The sequence below is a fragment of the Nostoc sp. UIC 10630 genome (assembly GCF_010747425.1).
Lineage (GTDB): Bacteria > Cyanobacteriota > Cyanobacteriia > Cyanobacteriales > Nostocaceae > Nostoc.
Genome location: NZ_JAAGOG010000408.1, coordinates 1 through 1,993 on the forward strand (window position 1 = coordinate 1; position 1,993 = coordinate 1,993).

General features: G+C 35.1%; 1 pseudogene. It reads right to left on the reverse strand.

Annotated features, from left to right (window positions below):
- Nucleotides 1–1,562 precede the first annotated feature (1,562 nt).
- Nucleotides 1,563–1,993, reverse strand: a pseudogene (locus G1O98_RS37990) (PD40 domain-containing protein); the annotation flags it as partial.

A 1,993-nucleotide genomic window follows, 5' to 3' on the forward strand; every position in this document is an offset into this window, starting at 1 on the left:
CTACCTTTCCATGATCCGTATTATGGTGAGGCGACTTGCTTAATTTTTGACTCCCTAAAACTTTTCAAACACCCTCTTAGGCATTCGCCTCAATTTAGCCCAACTTCGCATCAATCAGGGCGTTCCTTAGATTCTTTTTTCTTAATGCCTTATACTACTTTGGGTATATGTATTTTGATGACTAATTCTATGGCTTGTTATTTATTAGTTTTGTCTACATAATATGTCCAATTTACTGTTTGCAGATGCCATCACTATTGTGGCAGGCAGTATAATAATCATAAAAAAGGTTCTACCTGAGGAAGAGGTTAAATCATTTCTAGACTGTAACAATCCTAATAGAAGAGTAGGTAATATTTGGCATTTACCTTTCTAATCAAACAACTTTGATAAAAATCAAATAACCAAATATTTTGGTTAAAACCTGTAGTGATAATTTCATCCAGTTCCTCTGGTAAATTTCTTAAATGATTTTTTTTCTTAATACTTTTGAGGCATTTTAGAAAGCTAAAGCAAAACTAAGGTAGATGCTTAAGTTGTCATTGCAGCACAGAACAAGTGTTTTCAGCTTAACGTCAAATTTTTAGTAGCTGTATAAATAGATTTCATAAAAGATAAAAGTTTTTTTTGTTTACTAGTCCTATCAAAGCATAATAATTAGGAAATAACTATTATACTTTAGCCATTCTTCGCATTCGCTCATTTAAATACCTATTCTTCCATGAAAATTGATTGACGTAAAAACATTATTTCAGCTTTTTATAAACTCGAATGCAGATTTACAGACAGGTTCAGGAATTGAAGTTAAAAGGAGTAAGTGACAATGCTTGCAGAAAAAATACTGATCCAACCAACAATAGAAATGCGTTTGGTAGATAGAGCAGACAAACTAGAACAACTGTTGCCTGATGAGGAAATAATAGCTTTAGAAAGATTACAAATTTCTGAAGTACTTGATTCTGCAGTTAGCCAAAGATGGTTTGCTAATTGCGGTACATGTCGTACATGTCGTACATGTCGTACATGCCGTACATGTATTGGATGTGTTGGATGTAGTGGATGTCGTGGATGTCGTCCAGATATTAGACCTAGTGCATGTCGTCCTTGTATACCTGGCAGTACCGGAACAATATTAAATGTAATAGAAGACACTGATGATGTTAAATTTGGATGCTAACTCAAACTGGAGATATCAGATATTGCGCTAACTTTTTGTTCTGTCAAGAAATTTATTTCTTGGCTAATAGCTCAAGTCAGATAAATCTGATTAGGACAGTCAGGACTTACGCAAAAATCGTCAAAAAGCTTAATTTATAAACTGCTCAGTCGCCAAGAACGCTAAGAAATCCTAGAGTCTGCGTAAGTCCTAACAGTATTTAAATCCATTTCAATAGAATTATGCTGTGAGCCTGAGAATTAATTGTCAGGCGGAATTTGGGTAGACGCAAGATTTGAGTTATTTATATAACAACGCCGTAACATTATATTAATTAGTCTTACAAGCAAATAAAATTGTGTTGTAATCAAGGCTATATGGTCACACAACTATTGCGGACTCCCTATTACTTCACATCATCACAAAGGTAGCGATTGGAATTATTTAAGTTCATTCCATTATTAGGATTTTGCAAATAAACACGTAAACGCTTGCATCCTAGTCTAAGCCAATAATCTAAATTATTTATATTATTTAAACTCCACAATTTTACTGTCTTATCCTCACTAGCATAAGCAAGTGTTTTGCCATCTAGGCTGAAGACGATATCATTCATCTTAGCCTTATGCCCAGTAAAAGTTGTAATCAAAATACCATCAGTGCGCCACAATTTTACAGTGTTATCCGAACTAGCGGAGGCAATCATCTTTCCATCTGGGCTGAAGGCTACACCCCAAATAGCATCTTCATGCCCATCAATAGTTTTGAGCAAAGTGCCATCAGTACGCCAGAGTTTTACAGTCTTGTCCCCGCTACCCGAAGCAATCGTTTTGCCAT